Origin of the sequence: Lysobacter yangpyeongensis (assembly GCF_042655745.1) — a bacterium.
Classification (GTDB): Bacteria; Pseudomonadota; Gammaproteobacteria; order Xanthomonadales; family Xanthomonadaceae; genus Agrilutibacter; species Agrilutibacter yangpyeongensis.
The window spans coordinates 265,415-282,438 of sequence record NZ_JBHSNM010000002.1 but is presented as its reverse complement, the minus strand read 5'-3'; the positions used below and the strand labels follow the sequence as shown (position 1 = coordinate 282,438).

Genomic DNA, 17,024 nt, shown 5'->3' with positions numbered 1-17,024 from the left:
CGTTCCCTATTCCCCATTCCCGCCTGTCACTCCCGCTGTTCCAGACTCAAACCGTCTGCGCGCGCAGCGCCGGCACGCGCTGGCGCAGCAGGCTGAAGCCACCGAACAGCAGCGCCGAGAAGAACAGCGTGCCCAGCAGCGTGCCCTGGAAGAACGGGATGCCGGCGATGTAGGCCGCCATCAGGCCAGCGGCATTCTGCGGATACATCGACGAACCGATCCAGGCGGCGAAGTTGGTCACCAGGAAGAACAGCACCGAACCGGCCAGCGAATAGCCCAGCACCCGCAGGCTCTTCACCTTGCCGCGCAGGCCGAAGCCCAGCACGCTCGACAGCGCGATGCAGGCGTACACCAGCCAGAAGCTGGTGCTGCCGAAATAGGTGGCGTAGGTGCCGCCGTGGATCTGCGACAGCACAACGTCCGAGACCAGCAGGCCCGCCAGCGGCACCAGCACGGCCAGCCAGCGCGAGGCGAAGTACGCGCCGCCGAACAGCGCGATGGCCTCCACCGGCGAGAAGTTCCACGGATGCGGCGCCACGCGCGTCAGCGCGGCGGCGAGGATCATGGTGCCCAGGACGAGCGGGCCGGGAGCGAAGGACGAAGTCGGACGATTCATGGCAACGGTACGCATGTGGGCCGGTGGCGGCCGTAGGTCCGTTAGCATAACGCAATGCCCCAGACCGACCTGTCCCCGATCAGCGCCGCGCCCGGCGCGGCTGTCCTCCACGACGTGCTGATCATCGGTGGCGGCCTGGTCGGCGCCAGCCTCGCCATCGCGCTGGACCGGCTCGGCCTCGAGGTCGGCCTGGTCGAAGCGACCGCCCCCGGCGCGCTGCCGGCGGTGTTCGACGAGCGCAACCTGAGTTTTGCCGAAGCGACGGTCAACGCGCTCACCGCGCTGGGCGTGATGCAGAAACTGCGTGCGCCGACCGGGGCGATCGAACGCATCCACGTCAGCCGCGCGGGCGACTTCGGCCGCAGCGTGCTGGAAGCCGCGAAGTACGGCCGCAGCGAATTCGGCCGGATCGTGGTCGCGCGCGACTTCGGCGAAGCGCTGGAAGCCCGCCTGGCGGAACTCGCGCGCCTGCGCCGTTACCGGCCCATGCGCTTTCTCGGACTCGCCGATGGCGGCAGCGACACGCGCGCCGTCCGCGTCGCCGATGTCGACGGCGAACGCGTGCTGCACACGCGCCTGCTGGTGGCGGCCGACGGCACCCGCAGCGGCGTGCGCGAGGCGCTGGGCATCGGCGTGGACGAGCACGATTACGCGCAGACGCTGTTCGTGACCCGCCTGCGCAGCGAGCGCGCCCCCGATGGCACCGCCTACGAGCGCTTCGGCGCGGACGGCCCCACCGCGCTGTTGCCGCGTGGCGACCGCAGCTTCGGACTGGTGCACGGCGTCGCCCGCGCGGAGGCCGATGCCGTGGCCGCGCTCGACGAGGCCGCCTTCCTCGCGCGCGTGCAGACCGCGTTCGGCTGGCGCGTCGGCCGCTTCCTCGGCTGCGGTCCGCGCAGCGCGTATGCGCTCACGCGGGTGCTGGCGCAGGCGCTCACCGCACCGCGCGCCGTGCTGGTGGGCAATGCCGCGCAGACCATCCATCCCATCGGCGCACAGGGCTTCAACCTCGGCCTGCGCGATGCGCTGACCCTGGCGGAGCTGATCGAAAACGCCCGCCGCGAAACGAACGGCGCGGGCTTCGACTGCGGCGACACCGCGGTGCTGGCGCAGTACGCCGCGCGCCGCCGCGAGGACCGCGGGCGCACCGTGGCGTTCTCCGATGGCCTGGCGCGCTTCACCGCCAACGAACTGCCGCTGCTGCGCCCGCTGCGCAGCCTCGGCCTGTTCGCGGCCGATCGCCTCCCCTCGGCGCAGGCCTATCTCGTCGGCGCGGCGATGGGCTACCGCGGCGACGTGCCCGCGCTGTGCCGCGGCGGAACGCAACCGGGAGCCCTGGCATGAGCCGGCGCGACGCGATCGACATCGCCATCGTCGGCGCCGGCGTGGTCGGCGCGGCGGCGGCGCTCGCACTGGCCCGCGACGGCTGGCAGGTGGCGCTGGTGGAAGCGCGCGAACCCGCGCGCTGGCGCGCCGAAGCGCCCGACCTGCGCGTGTACGCCTTCGCCCCCGACAATGCCGCGCTGCTCGCCGACCTCGGCGTGTGGGACGGCATCGCCGCGGCGCGCGCGCAGCCGTATCGCCGCATGCGCGTGTGGGATGCGGCCGGCGGCGACGAACTGCGCTTCGACGCCGATGCCTTCGGCCGGCGCGAACTGGGCTGGATCGTCGAGAACGGCCTCCTCGTCGATCGCCTGTGGCAGGCGCTGTCCGGCGCCGGCGTGCGCCTGTCGTGTCCGGCGCAGCTGGCGACGCTGGAACAGGACGGAGCGCACGCCACGCTCGAACTCGACGACAGCACGCGCCTGCGCGCGCGGCTGGTGCTGGCGGCCGACGGCGGCGAGTCGAAGTTGCGTTCGCTCGCGGGCATCGAGACCTACACCCACGACTACACGCAGAGCGGCCTGGTCGCCTTCGTCGACCACGCGGCGTCGCACGAAGCCACCTGCTGGCAGCGCTTCCTGCCCACCGGGCCGCTGGCGTTCCTGCCGTTCGCGGGCGAAGACGGGCATCGCAGTTCAATCGTGTGGACGCTGCCGGAAGCCGAAGCGCTGCGCCTGCTGCAGGTCGACGATGCGGCGTTCCTGCGCGAACTCGACGCGGCCTTCGCCGGCACGCTCGGCGCGTTGCGCGCGGTCTCGAAGCGGGCGGCCTTCCCGCTGCGCCGCCAGCTGGCGCAGCAATACGTGGCCGGTCGCGTCGCGGTGATCGGCGATGCCGCGCACGTGGTGCATCCGCTCGCGGGGCAGGGCGTCAACCTCGGCCTGCGCGATGTCGGCGCCTTGCGTGCCGCGCTGCGGCGCCAGCGTGGCGCCGGCCGCGATCCGGGTGCGGCGACCGCGCTGGCGCGCTGGGCGCGCGAACGGCGCAGCGAGAATGCGGTGGCGGCCTATTCGTTCGACGGCCTCAACAAGCTGTTTTCGAACGACGCCGTGCTCGCCAGCCTCGCACGCGGACCGCTGCTCGGGCTGGTCGGCAAATTCCCGCCCCTGCGGCACGCGTTCTGGCGACACGCGGCCGGGCTGTGACGCACCACAGGACGCCCCGCGCGAGCGGGGCGTCTGCTTCTGCACGGTGTGCGCATCGGTCGGCGCGCGCTGGCAGCGCCGCCGCGGAGATCGGATCAGTTGATCAGATTCTCCGTTTCGGTCCGCGACAGCCGGCCGTCGTGATCGGTGTCGAGGCTGGCGAAATCCTGCTGCACCTTGGCGTTCTTCGCCGCTTCGCGACGCGACAGCAGGCCGTCCTGGTCGACATCGAGCGCGCGGAATTCCGGCCGGTAACCGGCCGCAACCGGATCGCCCGGATGCGAGGTGACGGTGATGTTCGCCGACGGCAGCACCACGCTGCTGACATGCGCGCCGGCCGTGGCGATGCCGGTGCTCGACTGCATCGCCGCGGACGCGTCGTTGGACGTCATCGGTGTTGCGGGCGTGGCCGGTGTTGCAGGGGTTGCCGGAGTAGCCGGCGGTGTCGCCGGAGTAGCGGGTGTGGCCGGTGTCGCCGGCGTAGCCGCCTGCGCCGCCGCGTCGTTGGAGGTGGTCGTCTCCATCGCTTCCGACGCGTCGTTCGAGGTGGTCGGCGTGGCTGACTGCGTGCCGCCGGTGACCGTCGATTCCTGGGTGGATTCCACCGCCGTCGCGTCGCTGCGGGTGGTGTTGTCGGTGCCGGTGGCATCGGCGGCCGCCTGGCGCGCCTTGGCGCTGCGCGACTTCGCCTTCGGTCCGTCTTCCGTGCTCGCGTCGTTGCTGGTGGTCGTCGACGTCGTGGTGCTCGTCGTCGGCGGCGCGGTGGTCTGCTGCGCGGCCTCGGCCTGCGTCTGTGCCTGGGTTTCGGCCGACTGGGTGGCGGTCGTGGCCGGCGGCGCGTCCTGTGCGAAGGCCGGCGCGCTCAGGCAGGCGGCGAAAACGGCGAGGAGTCCTTTGTTCAACAGGGTCTTGTCCACGGCGACCTCCGGTTCGGGGATGACCCGGGGAACCTAGCCCCGCGCATATCAATCCCGCGTAAAACCGCGCTCGCGGGGCTGAACGCCAGGACGTACGCGCGCGCCGGCGTGGAAATCGCGTGAAGGAATCGCTCAGCGCCGTGAAGCAGGCGTTGCGAAAACGGTAATTTCCTCGCGGTCGTGGAACAGCTGCCGCGCGCGCACCTGCAGCGGTTTTTCCGCCTGCTGTTCGAACAGGGCCAGGCACAGCCGCGTTTCTTCCCAGCGCTTCTTCATCGGCAGCTTGAGGTTGAAGATCGCGTGCCGGCACCAGCCTTCGCGCAGCCACGTGGCCATGCGCTCGGCGACGCGGCGCGGCTGCTCGACCATGTCGCACACCATCCAGTCGAGCGGCGCCTTCGGCTGCCAGTGGAAACCGTCCGCGCGCAGGTGATCGACGCGGCCGCTGTCGAGCAGGTGCTGGCGCAGCGGCCCGTTGTCGATCGCGGTGACGTGCAGGCCGTTGCGCACGAGCACCCAGGTCCAGCCTCCCGGCGCCGCGCCCAGGTCGGCGCCGCGCATGCCATCGCGCAACAGGCGTGCGCGCTCGTCGTCGGTCAGCAGCGTGATCAGCGCTTCCTCGAGCTTGAGTGCGGAGCGGCTCGGCGCATCCGGGTGCATGCGCAGGCGCGGGATGCCCTGCGGCCACGGCGCGCTGTCATGCGGTTCGCTGCGCGCGAGCACGACGTGATCGCCGGCGAGGAACACCACGTGCAGGCGCGGCTTGCGCGCATCGTCCTCGCGCGCGAGCCAGCCGGCCTTGCGCAGCACCGGCCGCAGCGCGTTGCCGAAGCTGCGGGCGAGACCGGCGAGCGGCTTGCCTTCGTCCGAATCCGGGTGCTCGACCCACAGCTCCCCGTAGGGCGCGCCCTGGCTCGCGGACGCCTGCGCGTCCAACGCCGCGAGGATCGGCGCAATCCGATCCTTCGCATCGATCCCGCGCAGCTCCGCCAGCCGCAGCAGCTTCTGCCGCGCGAAGATCAGCGACTCGAACGGCAGCGCGCGCGACAGCGCTTCGGCCTCGTCGCTGATGAACTCGACGAAACCGCTGCTGCGTTGCGTGCGTGCATAACCGGCCACGTTCGCGAGCGCGGCGCGCTCGGTGAGTTCGGCGGCGAGTTCGGGCTCGAAGCCCGGCCGGCACCAGCAGAACAGCGCATCGGCCGCGTGCGCCTCAATACCGTTCGCCACCGGCCGCTCCGTAATGGCGCAGCACTTCGCGTGCGTCGTCGCGCAGGAGGTCGCGCGTCACCGCGATGCCGCGACGCTCGAGTTCGCCGGTCCAGTCCGCCGGCAGCGGGCCTTCGTCGAACTCGGTGAGTTCCTCGACATCCTCGCTGCGCGCGCCGATCAGCAGGCGGTCGATGCCCGCCCACACCGTGGCGCCGTAGCACTGGCAGCACGGCTGCGAGGAGGTCGCCAGCGTGATCGGGCCCAGCGGCTGGTCCTGCGCATCGCGGTTGAGGCGCACGCGCTGGGTGCGCTGCTGGGCGAGCATGTAGGCCATCATCTCGGCGTGCGCGACCGAGCATGCATGCGGCAGCACGCGATTGACGCCGACCGCGATCACGCGACCGTCGGGACCGAACACCGCCGCGCCGAACGGGCCGCCGCTGCGTTCCTCGACGTTGATGCGCGACAGCTCGATCGCCAGCGCGACCTTGTCCTCGTCGGTCGCATACGCGCGCGCGGTGTCGACGCTGTCGTGCACCCACGTGGGCAGGGTGAGGTGGATCTGGGCGTAGAGCATCACTGCACGACCTGGCTGGATTCGGCCTCGCAACGGCCCTGTCTGCAGCTGCACGACGCGATCTCGGGGAAGCCGCACACCGAGGCCATGCCGTCCTTCGCGCACTTCGCCTGCACCGCCTGCGGATCGGGCTTGCTGTCGACGTTGACGCAGGCGGGGTAGTAGCCGCAGCAGTTGCCGACGTTCTTCACCGTGCAGTCGGCATCGGTCCTGCAGCTCGCATCGACGTCGCCCGGATCCGCGGCCGGAGTTTCCACGCGCACGGGCGGCATCGGGCCGCCGGTGCGCACCGGGCCCTTGGTGCCCGGCGTGCGGCGCGGCGCTTCGGCGCGGGACTCGGGCGTCGCGGCGGGCGGTGCCGATGCCGGTGCCGCCGCCGTCGCGGGCGTGTCCTGCGCGGCGTCGACACCCGGCGCCGGCGCGGCGCACGCGGCCAGGGCGACGGACACGCAGGCGAACGCTCCGGCACGCAACAACCATCGCAACGGGCGGATCGCTCGCATGACGGACTCCTCAGCCCTTGGTCGACCAGGTGTCGCGCAGCGTGACGCTGCGGTTGAACACCGGCTGCTCGCTGCGATGGTCGTAGCGGTCGGCGACGAAGTAGCCGATGCGCTCGAACTGGAACGACTGCTCGGGCGCGGCCTGCGCCGCGGCCGGTTCGACGTAACCGGTGACGACGCGGCGCGAGTGGGGATTGAGGTAATCCTTGTAGCTCTTGCCGCCTTCGTCGTTGTCCGGATCGGCCACGGTGAACAGGCGGTCGTACAGGCGCACTTCGGCGGCGACGGCGTGCTTCGCGCTCACCCAGTGGATGGTGCCCTTCACCTTGCGGTTCGCGCCTTCCATGCCGGGGCGCGACTGCGGGTCGAGCGTGCAGCGCAGTTCGATCACCTTGCCATCGGCGTCCTTCACCACTTCGTCGCAACGGATGATGCCGGCGCCGCGCAGGCGCACGTCGCCGCCGACGGTGAGGCGCTTGAAGCCCGGCGGCGGCACTTCCTCGAAGTCCTCGCGCTCGATCCACAGCTCGCGCGCGAACGGCACCTGGCGCTCGCCCTGCGTCGCGTCCTTCGGGTGGTTCGAGAACGTCAGCGCTTCCTCGTGCGACTCGGGCAGATTGGTCAGGACCAGCTTCAGCGGATCGATCACCGCCATGCGCCGCGGCGCGTGCGCATCGAGGTCGTCGCGCAGGGCGCCTTCCAGGATCGAGAGGTCGAGCAGCGAGTTCTGCTTGCTGATGCCGACGCGGTCGACCATCAGGCGCAGCGCCGACGGCGTGTAGCCGCGGCGGCGGATGCCCTGCAGCGTCGGCATGCGCGGATCGTCCCAGCCGTCGACCAGGCCTTCGGTGACCAGCGCCATCAGCTTGCGCTTGCTCATCACCAGGTAGTTGAAGTTCAGGCGCGAGAACTCGATCTGGCGCGGCTTGCGCGCCTCGAACGGCAGGCCCTTGTCGGTCAGCGGCTTCACCAGTTCCGGCGAATGCGCCAGGTCGACCTTGTCCACGCACCAGTCGTACAGCGGGCGGTGGTCCTCGAACTCCAGCGTGCACAGCGAATGGGTGATGCCTTCGACCGCGTCGCTGAGCGAATGCGCGAAGTCGTACATCGGATAGATCGGCCAGGCGTTGCCGGTGTTCTGGTGCTCGACGTGCTTGATCCGGTACAGCGCCGGATCGCGCAGGTTGATGTTGCCCGAGGCCATGTCGATCTTCGCGCGCAGGGTGCGGGCGCCGTCGGGGAACTCGCCCGCGCGCATGCGGCGGAACAGGTCGAGGTTCTCTTCGACGGAACGGTCGCGGTACGGCGAATTGCGGCCCGGCTCGGTCAGCGTGCCGCGGTATTCGCGCACCTGTTCGGCGCTGAGGTCGCAGACGAAGGCGTCGCCCTGTTTGATCAGCTTCTCCGCGGCCAGGTACAGGACCTCGAAGTAGTCCGACGCATGACGCAGGTCGTGCCACTGGAAGCCGAGCCAGCGCACGTCGTCCTGGATGGCGCGGACGTACTCGGGGTCTTCCTTGGCCGGGTTGGTGTCGTCCAGGCGCAGGTTGCAGTCGCCGCCGAACTCGGCCGCGACGCCGAAGTCCAGGCAGATCGCCTTGGCGTGGCCGATGTGCAGGTAGCCGTTGGGCTCGGGCGGGAAGCGGGTGCGGATCGCCGTGTGCTTGCCGCTGGCGAGGTCCTCGCGAACGATCTGGCGGATGAAGTCGTTCTTCTCCGGCGTGGCGGGGACGGCGGTGGTGGCAGGCGTGGCGGACATGCAGGACGGCGGAGGCGTGGGAGAACGCGCAGTTTAGCCGGTGGGGACGATGGGGGCCGCAGTGGCGGCCGCCCGGCGCGGGGGCGCCGAAATGTGCGGTCGGCGCGATGGCGGAACGGCCGGGCCGCAGGTCGCCGGTGGCAATGATGGGTGGGCGGCAGTGGCGCGTGCCTGAGCGCCGGGATACTCGTGAGCGGACCGCAACACATCCTGGCGGGGACCTGGAGATGCTCGTGAGTGGACCGCAGTAGGTCCGCGAGTGGACCCGGAGGCGCTCGTGAGTCGAGCGAAGTGCGCCTGTGCGGGTACCGGAGATGCCCGTGAGTGGACCGCAGTACGTCCGTGAGTGGATCCGGCGGTGCTCGCGGATGGTCCGTTGTCGGCTGTACGCGAACCCGGCGATGCCCGCAGGGAGACCGAAGTACGTCCGTGAGTGGACCCGGAGACGCTCGCGGGTGGACCGCGGTCGACCGCAAGCGGAGCCGGCGGCACTCGTGAGTGGACCGCAGTCGGCGGTGCGCCAACCGCAAGATGCTCGTGACTGGGCCGCAGTCGACTGTGCGCGAACCCGGAGCGCGCGCGGGTGGACCGCAGTACGTCCGTGAGTGGACCCGGAGGTGCTCGCCGACCGGATCCGGCGCGGGTGCGCGCGGCGCCGACGCCGTAAGCTCGCGTCATGACCAACCTCAACCTGCTCATCCGCGACGTGCCCGACTTCCCCAAGCCCGGCGTCGTGTTCAAGGACATCGGGCCGCTGCTGGCCGATCCGACCGGCTTCGCCGCCTGCATCACCGCACTGGCGACGCCGTGGCGCGGCACGGCGATCGACGCGGTGTGCGGGATCGAGTCGCGGGGCTTCATCTTCGGCGCGGCGATGGCGCTGGAGCTGAAGACCGGCTTCGTGCCGCTGCGCAAGGTCGGCAAGCTGCCGCCGCCGATCGTCGGCATCGACTACGACCTGGAATACGGCAGCGCGCGGCTGGAGATCGGCGCGCAGGGCCTGCCCAGGGGCGCACGCGTGCTGCTGGTGGACGACGTGCTCGCCACCGGCGGCACCCTGGAAGCGGGCCGGCGCCTGCTCGAGACCATCGGTGCGGAGATCGTGGGCGCGGGCGTGGTGATCGAGATCGACGCGCTGGCGGGGCGCAGACGCTGGCCAGTCGCGGTGCCGTTGCGGGCGTTGCTGCATTGCTGAGGCGGACACGCATCCGGACCCCATAGCCAGGTAGGGCGGGCTCAAGCCCGCCATACCGCGCGACATGGCCACGACATTGCCCCACCGCGCATCGCACAAAGGCGATGGGCCGGGGCCCACCCTGCGCAGCGGCGGCCCACCCGCCGTGGGCGGCGCAGCCCGCATCCTGCCGTCAGGCGTATGCTGACTGCGCGATGCGAACGCCGGAGGTCGCGATGAAAGTCGTCTACGAAGCCGCGAACCTGATCGATGCGCACCTGGTGCGGCACGCGCTGGAAGCGGAGGAAATCCCGGTGTTCCTGCGCGGCGAGCAGCTGCTGGGCGGGATGGGCGAGCTGCCGCTGTTCGGCGTGATCGCGGTGTGCGTCCCCGACGTGGTCTGGCCGCAGGCCCGCGACATCGTGCAGGCGTTGCCGCTGGGTGAGGTTGGCGCGCAGGCCGAAGAAGAGGGCGGCGACGACTTCGGGTGGTTGCCGGCGTAAGGGGTTCAGGGAGCAACTTCCTGGCGAGGGATGAACCGCACGCCGACGCGCCTTTGACTCTCCCTTCTCCCCGCTTGCGGGGAGAAGGTGCCCGAAGAGCCTCCCCCGAATGCTTTTGATCGGGGGCGGATGAGGGGCGCTTTTGCTCTTCGCCCCGCACGCCCCGCCTACGCGACGACTCCGTTCCGCCCCCGGATCGCCACCACCTGCCCCACACGTGACAATGGGCGCCGCCCCTCGCCCGGACCCTGCCATGCCCCTGCTCGTGATCGGCAACAAGAACTACTCCTCGTGGTCGCTGCGCCCGTGGCTGCTGCTGCGGCATTTCGGCGTCGCCTTCGACGAGCTGCGCCTGAAGCTGGACACGCCGGAATTCCACGCCGAAATCGGCAACTGGTCGCCTACGCGCACCGTGCCGGTACTGCACGACGACGGCCTGGTCGTGCCCGACTCGCTGGCGATCTGCGAATACGTCAACGAGCGCTGGCTCGACGGCCGCGGCTGGCCTGTCGACCTGCGCGCGCGAGCGAAGGCGCGCGCGGCGGCGGCGGAAATGCATTCGGGTTTCCGCACGCTGCGCACGCAGATGCCGATGAATTGCCGGCGCCATCCCGACGCCTATCGCGGCGAAGCCGCTGCGCAGGCGGCGCTGCAAGCCGACGTCGACCGCGTGCAGCAGCTGTGGCGCGAACTGCGCGGTGAATTCGCCGGGCAGGGCGACTTCCTGTGCGGCGGCTTCGGCATCGTCGATGCGATGTTCGCGCCGGTGGCGATGCGCTTCGTCGGTTATGGCGTGTCGATGGACGCCAATGCGCGCGACTACGTCGACACCTTGCTCGCGCTGCCGGCGATGCGCGAGTGGCTCGCCGCGGCGGACGCCGAAGTCGAGCGCATCGAGGACACCGACCGGCTGGTGCAGGCATGAGCCACGCCTACACGCGCGGCGCGCTCGCCGCGATGGCGCTGGGCGCGGCCCTGATCAGCACCTCGGCGGTGTTCGTGAAGTGGGTCGGGATCGGTCCGACCGCCTCGGCGTTCTGGCGCATGGGGCTGGCCGCGGTGCTGCTGCTGGCGTGGCTGCTGCGCGGCGAGATGCGCCGGGCGTGGAAACCGGATGCGCGCGTGTTCGGCCTGCTGGTCGTCGCCGCGCTGTTCTTCGCCGCCGATCTGTGGATGTGGCACCGGAGCATCCTCTACGTGGGCGTGGGGCTGGCGACGCTGCTCGGCAACTTCCAGGTGTTCGCGCTCGCCGCCTATGGCAGCTTCGTGCTCGGCGAACGCGGTGGCTGGCGCTTGTGGACCGGGCTGCTGATGGCGCTGGCCGGACTCGCGCTGCTGCTCGCACCGGGCTGGGAAGGCTTCGATGCGCGCTTCCGCATCGGCATCGCCTTCGGGCTGGGTACGGCGGTGGCGTATGGCGGATTCCTGATCGCGTTCCGCGCGGGCCAGGCGCAGCGCGCGCACGTCGCCAACGAGGCGATGCTGTGGTGGCTGTGCCTGCTCACCGCGGCGCTGCTGCTGCCGATGAGCCTGCTCGGTGGCGAGGCGCTGCAACCGCAGGGCGTGCGCGACTGGAGCGCGCTGCTGGCGTACGCGCTGATCGCGCAGGTGTTCGGCTGGCTGGTGATCGGGCGGGTGATGCCGAAGCTGCCCGCCGGCGTGCTCGGCCTGTGCCTGCTGCTGCAGCCGCTGCTGTCCTACGTGTGGGATGCGCTGCTGTTCGGCACGCGGCTGGGCGTGGTGGAGCTGTTCGGCCTGGGCCTGTCGCTGGCGGGCATCTTCCTCGGTCTGGTGCGCGGGCAGACGCGGCGCGAACCGGCCACCGCCACGTCGTAGATGCGTAGGGCGGGCTCGAGCCCGCCGCTCCCGCCGCGAAGCCCTGTGTTCGCGGATTCGCGCGCATCGAAAAAATGCCGGTGGGCCAGGGCCCTCCCTACAGCCGTGTCACCGCGCAGACGTAGATCAGTTCGCACGCGCCGGCGCCGGTGTCTTCGCGACTGGTCGAGCTGCGCCAGTGCCAGCCGTCGGGCGCCTGCGCTTCCACCAGCCAGCCGTCGATGCGCACGCGTTCGCCGGCGTCCACCTTGCGCAGTTCGGCGGCGATTTCCGTGCTGCCGGGTATCAGGTGCATGTTCGCGGCGGAACGGTCGATCTCCGCCTGCGGGATCGGCGGTTCGCCGCCGTAGCGGTAGTGGTACCAGCGCGAAGACTGGGTAATCGTCAGGCGGGCGAGCACGGCGTCGTCGCGCATGCGGCCCCAGCCGAGCGCGAAATCCACCGGCGCGAGTCCGGCTTCGCGATCGGAACGGTAGTCGCGACGCGACAGCACGCGCGCGTCGATGCTGAAGCCGGCCAGCGGCGTCAGCGTGGCGGCGCGCAGGCGGAACGGCGCGAGGTTCGCCGGCACCGGCGTCTGCAACGGCGAATCGAACGGCGCCACGCGCGGCGGCAAGGCGCAGGCGACGGGTGATGCGTCGCGCGCGGCGTCGGCGGTTGCGGATTGCGTCGGCGCGGCGTCGAGGCGCTCGTAACCGTGCGGTTTGCGCGGCGACAGCGGCGAATACCACCAGCCGATCGCGACGGCGAGCAGCAACAGCAGCCAGCCACCGCGTCCCATCACGGTTTGGTGGCGCTCCGGCGCGAGCGCGCCGGCGTCGGTGCCGGCGGCTTGAGCAGGGCCTTGGGCAGGCTGCGCAATTCGTTCGCCAGCTGCTTGAGGAAATCGCCCATCGCCGAACTGCGCCGCCACACCATCGCGATCTCGCGGTGCGGCGCCTCGCCGCGGAACGGCAGCAGGCGGATGTCGGGCGAGGCCGGCACCGGCGGCTGCACCGCGAGCACCGGCAGCAGGGTGATGCCCACGCCGGCGGCGACCATCTGCCGCAGCGTTTCCAGCGAGGTGGCGCGGAAGCCGTCGCGTTCGTCGGCGCCGGCCATGCGGCACACGTCCAGCGCCTGGTCGCGCAGGCAATGGCCTTCCTCGAGCAGGAGCAGGTGCTGGTCGTCGAGGTCGCCGACCGCGAGCGAGGACTGCTTCGCGAACGCATGCTGCTGCGGCACCGCGAGCAGGAAGGGTTCGTCGAACAGCGGCTCGACGTGCAGCTGGTCGTCGTGGATCGGCAGCGCGAGCAGGCCGGCATCGAGGCGGCCGTCGCGCAGGCGCGCGAGGATCTGGTCGGTCTTCTCCTCGACCAGCAGCAGTTCCAGGCGCGGGAAGCGCTTGCGCAGGTTCGGCACCACGTGCGGCAACAGGTACGGACCGAGCGTGGGGAACAGCCCCAGCCGCACCGTGCCCGCTTCGGGGTCCTGGCTGCGGCGCGCGATCTGGGTCATCTGGTCGACGTCGGCGATGACCTTGCGCGCGCGTTCGGCGATCTCGCGCCCGACCGGCGTCAGCATCACCTTGCGCGGCGCGCGTTCGACCAGGGCGACGCCGAGTTCGTCCTCGAGCTTGCGGATCTGCGTGGACAGCGTCGGCTGGCTGACGAAGCTCGCCGCCGCGGCGCGGCCGAAATGCTTGTGGTCGGCGAGGGCGACGAGGTACTTGAGGTCGCGCAGGTTCATGCGGGCGATGGTAGCGACGATTTCCTCTCCCCGCTTGCGGGGAGAGGGTGCCCGGAGGGCGGGTGAGGGGCGCGAGCGCAGCGGGCTGCTGTTGCTGTTGCCGTTGCCGTTGGCGTTGCTTCGGAGGGAAAAGCAGCTCGCTTCGCTCGCTCCCCTCATCTGCCCCTTCGGGGCATCTTCTCCCCGCGAGCGGGGAGAAGAGGGCGCAAAGTCGTCTTCCCTCTCCCCGCTTGCGGGGAGAGGGTGCCCGGAGGGCGGGTGAGGGGCGCGAGCGCAGCGAGCTGCTGTTGCCGTTGCCGTTGCCGTTTGCCGTTGCCGTTGCTGTTGCTGTTGCTGTTGCCGTTGCCGTTGCTGTTGCTGTTGCTTGCTTCGGAGGAAAGCAGCTCGCTTCGCTCGCCCCCCCTCATCTGCCCCTTCGGGGCATCTTCTCCCCGCGAGCGGGGAGAAGAGGACGCAAAGTCGTCTTCCCTCTCCCCGCTTGCGGGGAGAGGGTGCCCGGAGGGCGGGTGAGGGGCGCGAGCGCAGCGAGCTGCTGTTGCCGTTGCCGTTGCCGTTGCCGTTGCCGTTGCTGTTGCTGTTGCTGTTGCTGTTGCCGTTGCCGTTGCTGTTGCTGTTGCTTGCTTCGGAGGAAAGCAGCTCGCTTCGCTCGCCCCCCCTCATCTGCCCCTTCGGGGCATCTTCTCCCCGCGAGCGGGGAGAAGAGGACGCAAAGTCGTCTTCCCTCTCCCCGCTTGCGGGGAGAGGGTGCCCGGAGGGCGGGTGAGGGGCGCGAGCGCAGCGAGCTGCTGTTGCTGTTGCCGTCGCCGTTTGCCGTTGCCGTTGCTGTTGGTGTTGCTTGCTTCGGGGAAAAGCAGCTCGCTTCGCTCGCTCCCCCTCATCTGCCCCTTCGGGGCATCTTCTCCCCGCGAGCGGGGAGAAGAGGACACAAAGTCGTCTTCCCTCTCCCCGCAGGCGGGGAGAAGAGGGAACGACTTCCGCTGACGGGGAGAAGAGCGGGCGACCTTTCGCAAGCGGGAGCGGCTGTGCTTCCGCGGCTGGAATTCCGTCAGGCCGCCTCTTCCATGGGCGCACTCGTCCGGATCAGATGATCGAACGCACTCAACGCCGCCGTCGAGCCCGCGCCCATCGCGATCACGATCTGCTTGTACGGCACCGTGGTGGCATCGCCCGCGGCGAACACGCCCGGCACCGAGGTCGCGCCGCGTTCATCGATCACGATCTCGCCGCGCGGCGTCAGCTCCACCGTGCCCTTGAGCCATTCGGTGTTCGGCAGCAGGCCGATCTGCACGAAGATGCCTTCCAGATCGAGCGTGTGCGAGCTGCCGTTGTTGCGGTCGGTATAGACCAGACCGGTGACCCGGCTGTCGTCGCCGCGCACTTCCGTGGTCTGCGCGCTGACCAGCACGTCCACGTTCGGCAGGCTGCGCAGCTTGCGCTGCAGGACTTCGTCCGCGCGCAGCTTGCCGTCGAACTCGATCAGGGTGACATGGGCGACGATGCCGGCCAGGTCGATTGCGGCTTCCACGCCGGAATTGCCGCCGCCGATCACCGCCACGCGCTTGCCCTTGAACAGCGGGCCGTCGCAGTGCGGGCAGAAGGTCACGCCCTTGTTGCGGTATTCCTGTTCGCCCGGCACGTTCATGTTGCGCCAGCGCGCGCCGGTCGAAAGGATCACCGACTTCGCCTGCAGCGCCGCGCCGTTTTCCAGCTGCACTTCGATCAGACCCCCCGGCGTCTTCGCCGGTACCAGTTTGCTCGCGCGCTGCAGGTTCATCACGTCGACTTCGTAATCGCGCACGTGCTGTTCCAGCGCGGTCGCCAGCTTCGGGCCTTCGGTGTAGGAGACCGAGACGAAGTTCTCGATCGCCATCGTGTCCAGCACCTGGCCGCCGAAACGCTCGGCGGCGATGCCGGTGCGGATGCCCTTGCGCGCGGTGTAGATCGCCGCGGCCGCGCCGGCGGGGCCGCCGCCGACCACGAGCACGTCGAACGGCGCCTTGTTCGCGATCTGTTGCGCCGCGCGTTCGGCCGCGCCGGTGTCGAGGCGCGCGACGATCTGCTCGACGCTCATGCGGCCCTGGTCGAAGGGCTGGCCGTTGAGGAACACGGTCGGCACCGACAGCACCTCGCGCGCCTCGACCTCGTCCTGGAACAGCGCGCCGTCGATGGCGACGTGGCTGATGTTGGGGTTGAGCGCGCTCATCAGGTTGAGCGCCTGCACGGTGTCGGGGCAGCTCTGGCAGTGCAGCGACATGAAGGTCTCGAAGCGGAACTCACCCTGCAGTTCGCGCACCTGGTGGGCGAGGGCTTCCTCGATCTTCGGTGGATGGCCGCCGACCTGCAGCAGCGCCAGCACCAGCGAGGTGAATTCGTGGCCGAGCGGGATGCCGGCGAAGCGCACTTCGATGTCGGTGCCCACGCGGGAGATCGCGAACGACGGCCGGCGCGCGTCGTCGTCGGCGCGGCGATAGCTGATCTTGTCGGACATCGCGGCGATCTCGTGCAGCAGCGCTTCCAGCTCGCGCGAAGCGTCGCCGTCGTCGAGCGAGGCGACCAGTTCGATCGGCTGCTGCACGCGGGTGAGGTAGGCCTGCAGTTGGGTCTTCAGGTCGGCGTCGAGCATGGGAACTCCGGGCGAGGGCGGCGAAACGGGAAGCCGATGGCGTCATCCCCGCAAAAGCGGGAATCCATGGGCGCTGTCTTTCACGAGTGGACGATTGCCAACGTCCATGGAGGCCCGCCTGCGCGGGCACGGCGATGGAAATGCTTGCAGGAGCGGCTGCGCCGGGCCGGGAAAGGAGCGGGGGAGGGAGCTCGCTTTTCCCTGGTGCGCTGCGGCGCGTGGGGATGTCGCCGACGCAGCCGCTGTTGCAAGCATTCCCTGTCGGTCCGCCCTTGCAAGGGCGGACCGCAGGACGTGGATCAGATCTTGCCGACGAGGTCGAGCGACGGCTTCAGGGTCTTCTCGCCCTCGTGCCACTTGGCCGGGCAGACCTCACCCGGATGCGAGGCGACGTACTGCGCGGCCTTGACCTTGCGCAGCAGCTCGGACGCGTCGCGGCCGATACCGTTGTCGTGGATCTCGCACAGCTTGATCTGGCCTTCCGGATTGATCACGAAGGTGCCGCGCAGCGCCAGGCCTTCCTCTTCGATCATCACGTCGAAGTTGCGGGTGATCGTGCCGGTCGGGTCGCCCACCAGCGGGTACTGCACCTTCTTGATCGCCTCGGAGGTGTCGTGCCACGCCTTGTGCGAGAAGTGGGTGTCGGTGGAAACGCCGTAGACCTCGACGCCCAGCTTCTGGAACTCGGCGTAATGGTCGGCCAGGTCCTCGAGTTCGGTCGGGCAGACGAAGGTGAAGTCGGCCGGGTAGAACACCACCACCGACCACTTGCCCTTGAGGCTGGCGTCGGTGACTTCGATGAACTTGCCGTTGTGGTAGGCCTGCGCCTTGAACGGCTTGATTTCGGTGTTGATCAAAGACATTGAATGTCGTCCTTGGTTGAGGGTGGGTGGGAAGACAGGTGGGGATGCTAGGCGCGGCGATCGAATTGATCAATTCGATTGATGCGATTGGTGCGATAGCAATTGTCTATGAATGGGTCCGGCGTCCGCCGGGCGTGACGGTGTACCCCAGGGGCCGTTCCGTGCGTGTATGGGACGGGTTGAAG

15 protein-coding genes and 1 pseudogene are annotated in these 17,024 nt (G+C 70.0%); 6 read left to right on the top strand and 10 right to left on the bottom strand.

What is annotated here, in order from left to right:
* Nucleotides 1-46: 46 nt before the first annotated feature.
* Nucleotides 47-616 carry a DUF6580 family putative transport protein gene (locus ACFPN1_RS08115; RefSeq protein WP_386754351.1) on the bottom strand — a complete coding sequence of 190 codons (570 nt, stop codon included), beginning with the start codon at nt 614-616 and terminating at the stop codon, nt 47-49.
* 54 nt (nt 617-670) lie between these two features.
* Between ACFPN1_RS08115 and ubiH the strand changes: the two genes are divergently transcribed.
* Together ubiH and ACFPN1_RS08105 are read left to right on the top strand one after the other, a co-directional pair.
* A complete protein-coding gene (gene ubiH, locus ACFPN1_RS08110; RefSeq protein WP_386754350.1) occupies nt 671-1,960 on the top strand; it encodes a 2-octaprenyl-6-methoxyphenyl hydroxylase in 1,290 nt (429 codons plus the stop codon).
* Entirely contained in the window at nt 1,957-3,144 is a 1,188-nt protein-coding gene (locus ACFPN1_RS08105) for an FAD-dependent oxidoreductase (protein ID WP_386754348.1), read from the top strand. Before ubiH ends, ACFPN1_RS08105 begins: the two co-directional genes overlap by 4 nt.
* A gap of 95 nt (nt 3,145-3,239) precedes the next feature.
* On the opposite strand, the gene ACFPN1_RS08100 is transcribed toward ACFPN1_RS08105, so the two are convergent.
* From ACFPN1_RS08100 to ACFPN1_RS08080, 5 genes are all read right to left on the bottom strand, one after another.
* Nucleotides 3,240-4,046 (bottom strand): EF-hand domain-containing protein, encoded by an 807-nt coding sequence (locus ACFPN1_RS08100; RefSeq protein WP_386754347.1) that lies wholly within the window; start codon nt 4,044-4,046, stop codon nt 3,240-3,242.
* 147 nt (nt 4,047-4,193) lie between these two features.
* Nucleotides 4,194-5,255 carry a 23S rRNA (cytidine(2498)-2'-O)-methyltransferase RlmM gene (rlmM, locus tag ACFPN1_RS08095; protein WP_386754844.1) on the bottom strand — a complete coding sequence of 354 codons (1,062 nt, stop codon included), beginning with the start codon at nt 5,253-5,255 and terminating at the stop codon, nt 4,194-4,196.
* Nucleotides 5,256-5,274: 19 nt separating this feature from the next.
* A complete protein-coding gene (locus tag ACFPN1_RS08090; protein ID WP_386754346.1) occupies nt 5,275-5,850 on the bottom strand; it encodes a nucleoside deaminase in 576 nt (191 codons plus the stop codon).
* Nucleotides 5,850-6,353 (bottom strand): hypothetical protein, encoded by a 504-nt coding sequence (locus ACFPN1_RS08085; RefSeq protein WP_386754344.1) that lies wholly within the window; start codon nt 6,351-6,353, stop codon nt 5,850-5,852. Before ACFPN1_RS08085 ends, ACFPN1_RS08090 begins: the two co-directional genes overlap by 1 nt.
* 10 nt (nt 6,354-6,363) lie before the next feature.
* Nucleotides 6,364-8,112: a glutamine--tRNA ligase/YqeY domain fusion protein gene (locus ACFPN1_RS08080; protein WP_386754343.1), complete on the bottom strand. Its 1,749-nt coding sequence runs from the start codon at nt 8,110-8,112 to the stop codon at nt 6,364-6,366.
* A 676-nt stretch (nt 8,113-8,788) separates the two neighbouring features.
* Here ACFPN1_RS08080 and ACFPN1_RS08075 point away from each other — a divergent pair.
* From ACFPN1_RS08075 to ACFPN1_RS08060, 4 genes and pseudogenes are all read left to right on the top strand, one after another.
* Complete coding sequence (locus ACFPN1_RS08075; protein ID WP_386754342.1) at nt 8,789-9,307, top strand: adenine phosphoribosyltransferase; 519 nt, start codon at nt 8,789-8,791, stop codon at nt 9,305-9,307.
* 215 nt (nt 9,308-9,522) lie between these two features.
* Nucleotides 9,523-9,789: a putative signal transducing protein gene (locus ACFPN1_RS08070; protein WP_386754341.1), complete on the top strand. Its 267-nt coding sequence runs from the start codon at nt 9,523-9,525 to the stop codon at nt 9,787-9,789.
* A gap of 253 nt (nt 9,790-10,042) precedes the next feature.
* A pseudogene (locus ACFPN1_RS08065) lies at nt 10,043-10,689 on the top strand (glutathione S-transferase family protein); the annotation flags it as partial.
* 21 nt (nt 10,690-10,710) lie between these two features.
* On the top strand, nt 10,711-11,625 hold the full coding sequence (locus tag ACFPN1_RS08060) for a DMT family transporter (protein WP_386754842.1): 915 nt from the start codon (nt 10,711-10,713) through the stop codon (nt 11,623-11,625).
* A 97-nt stretch (nt 11,626-11,722) separates the two neighbouring features.
* On the opposite strand, the gene ACFPN1_RS08055 is transcribed toward ACFPN1_RS08060, so the two are convergent.
* From ACFPN1_RS08055 to ahpC, 4 genes are all read right to left on the bottom strand, one after another.
* Entirely contained in the window at nt 11,723-12,409 is a 687-nt protein-coding gene (locus ACFPN1_RS08055; protein WP_386754340.1) for a hypothetical protein, read from the bottom strand.
* On the bottom strand, nt 12,406-13,353 hold the full coding sequence (oxyR, locus tag ACFPN1_RS08050) for a DNA-binding transcriptional regulator OxyR (RefSeq protein ID WP_386754338.1): 948 nt from the start codon (nt 13,351-13,353) through the stop codon (nt 12,406-12,408). Before oxyR ends, ACFPN1_RS08055 begins: the two co-directional genes overlap by 4 nt.
* Before the next feature lie 1,045 nt (nt 13,354-14,398).
* Nucleotides 14,399-15,976 (bottom strand): alkyl hydroperoxide reductase subunit F, encoded by a 1,578-nt coding sequence (gene ahpF / locus ACFPN1_RS08045; RefSeq protein ID WP_386754337.1) that lies wholly within the window; start codon nt 15,974-15,976, stop codon nt 14,399-14,401.
* A 299-nt stretch (nt 15,977-16,275) separates the two neighbouring features.
* Entirely contained in the window at nt 16,276-16,839 is a 564-nt protein-coding gene (ahpC, locus tag ACFPN1_RS08040; protein WP_386754336.1) for an alkyl hydroperoxide reductase subunit C, read from the bottom strand.
* Between the last annotated feature and the right edge of the window lie 185 nt (nt 16,840-17,024).